The following is a 2,177-nucleotide window of genomic DNA, read 5'->3' as shown; positions in this document are numbered from 1 at the left end:
GTGCGCGAACACCTTCGCCGCTGCAGGATATGAACCGGATTAAGCCGGATCGGCTCTAGACCTGTAGATCCAGTTTACCCGTCACCTTGGCGTAGAGCGGCAGAACCTTTTCAAGAATGTCATCGCGTGGCACCGGAAGCGGAGAATGATACCGCCCCAACGGTGTCGCGTCGAAAAGGGGATGCTCAACATAGGGAAGATCCAGGCCGCGCTGTTGGCGGATACGGCAGGCGGCCAAGATTTCCACCGGGAAAAGCCAATAATCCTCATCCCGCACCGGATCGTAATCGTCCATACCGATCCCCATCACATGAAAATCAGCTGCCTCGATAAGCGCTTCGCCAAATGTGCTCGCGCTCGGATCGAAGATGGCTTTCAACAGTGGATAAAAGCCTTCAAACTGTTCATCCCGAGGCTCGAAGTCAAACACCTCGTCACTGCCCCGCCAGGCCTTGTAGAGCTTCACCGACAGCCACGGCAGGTACTGGGGCAAGCTTTCCCAGGAGATGCTTCCGTTCCCGTCCTCCTGCACATCCCAGCGGTCAAACATCGTTGCGGCGAGGCGGTCGGCATGATTCATCCAGCCGAGTGACAGCATCGTGGAGACATTGGTGAACTCGCGCATCGAAAACCGGTAGCCTGCAGGATCGTCAGATTCCATAATGGCGTGAGCCGTCTCGTAATACCAAAATTTATAGATACCCGACAATGCTAATTCTTCATCAGGGTATGTCGTATTATTTAAGCTTTTGTCTTCAGCGAGCCTCAAATACCAAGAACTAATATGTCGCAAGCCGCCCGGGATCAGCTTTTTTTGCGACTCTCCATCAGCCAAAAACGGCTTGATTAAAGAGCTCACTGAATCATCATACAATAGTTCTTTATTAAAACTGTCACTAATCCAAGCGCGTGCATTCTTTCTTTCATTACCCAGGACGTTTTCAATTTTTCGAAAGAATGAATTCATCACCCTTTTCCAGGTCTCTATATTAAAATTTTCATCGTAGGCAGATCAGGAGAAATCGTTCGATCTATTCTTCCAATAGTTTTTAATCCACTCGGCGGAAGGATTCCCGCCTTCCGGCTCATCATTGGAAGCATCCGCGCCAGAAAGCTCTAGTATCGCTTCATTGACCTTCTTGAGAAAAAACTCTCCAAAACTATCAGCTCTCTTGTCACACCCATAGGAAATGCCGCCAGCAGGAACTTCATAAATTGGCGCTTCCCTATCGTTGTTCATCTTTGAACAATCGATAACAAATGACGGACCAAACCCCGAATCCATGAAGTGAATCATAGTTTCGGATATAATACCTCGCTCCCGCAAGGACTTTGTTGCAAATAAAACGCTAGGTACCGATTTTGCATCAAAACCTGATGCAGTCCATCCATAGATTTCCCGACCCTCAAACACTAAATTACCAAAAAATGTCAGGAATTTTTTGTATGACATCGGTATATTTACATTTAAATTCAATTCTATCTGTTCAATTTGTTCATCTGTGGCGCCTTTGCTGCCAAAAAATTCCATACTGCTCTCTCTGAGCCGTCTTACGCCATCATCAAACGCGAGGTTACTCATTTTTGACTCCTAGTGTGTTGTCTTTGGACCTAGTTTTCCAATACTCTCTACGATACTTGTCGTAAGACTTTTCATCTTCTGGAAATATTTTTCTCCAGCTAATATAGTCTTTATCGCTTCGGGGATAAATATGGATCGCATCATAATTATCGCTGTGGAATTTTTTTTCAACTTCAGCTAGAGGGCCTGGTTGTCCATCTATCCTAGTTTTTTCCTGTTGAAGCATATGATGTAGCTCCATCGGGTGTCCATCAGAGCCAATGGGGGCGAGGCCCTGTCTCATTCGCTGCAAATTTGATCGCCCTTCACCGTCTAGCTTCTCGGGATCAATTAGATCGTCTCGCTGATAGACCGTGCGTCCGTTGACCTCTTTTTTACTCCAGCGGTTTGATGGGGCGGCATCTTTGCCTGCAACCTCGGCGGGCCCCTTATCCGGGTCCGGGCGTGTCGTACCCTGATTGTCCGACCCGAGAATACGCCGCTCAGCCTCGTTGAACTCGGATTTTTCGACTTTCCCAAGTTCGAATACGCTGCCAGGCCGATCCTTACGAACGAGAGAAACGACGAACTTCTCTCCTCTCTTGACTGCGGTCAT

At 47.9% G+C, this 2,177-nt stretch carries 3 protein-coding genes; all 3 read right to left on the bottom strand.

The window, feature by feature from the left end; translation table 11 throughout:
• Positions 1–55: 55 nt before the first annotated feature.
• Positions 56–967, bottom strand: a complete 912-nt coding sequence (locus tag J1C48_RS18605; protein ID WP_207259495.1) for a hypothetical protein — start codon at positions 965–967, stop codon at positions 56–58.
• 45 nt (positions 968–1,012) lie between these two features.
• Positions 1,013–1,582, bottom strand: coding sequence for an SMI1/KNR4 family protein (locus J1C48_RS18600; protein WP_207259494.1), 570 nt, complete (start codon positions 1,580–1,582; stop codon positions 1,013–1,015).
• Positions 1,575–2,177 (bottom strand): HNH/ENDO VII family nuclease (locus J1C48_RS18595; RefSeq protein WP_207259493.1); only part of this gene is annotated, 603 nt, incomplete at its 5' end. The genes J1C48_RS18600 and J1C48_RS18595, both read right to left, overlap by 8 nt.

It is taken from the genome of Jiella flava (genome assembly GCF_017349315.1).
In the GTDB taxonomy this organism is placed as follows: Bacteria; Pseudomonadota; Alphaproteobacteria; order Rhizobiales; family Rhizobiaceae; genus Jiella; species Jiella flava.
Note: the sequence above shows the minus strand (reverse complement) of the source record. Positions and strands in the feature narration are given on the sequence as shown.

Excerpts from the sequence above, each read along its gene's own strand:
- J1C48_RS18605 (WP_207259495.1), bottom strand. The coding sequence starts at position 967 with ATGAATTCATTCTTTCGAAAAATTGAAAACGTCCTGGGTAATGAAAGA.
- J1C48_RS18600 (WP_207259494.1), bottom strand. The coding sequence starts at position 1,582 with ATGAGTAACCTCGCGTTTGATGATGGCGTAAGACGGCTCAGAGAGAGC.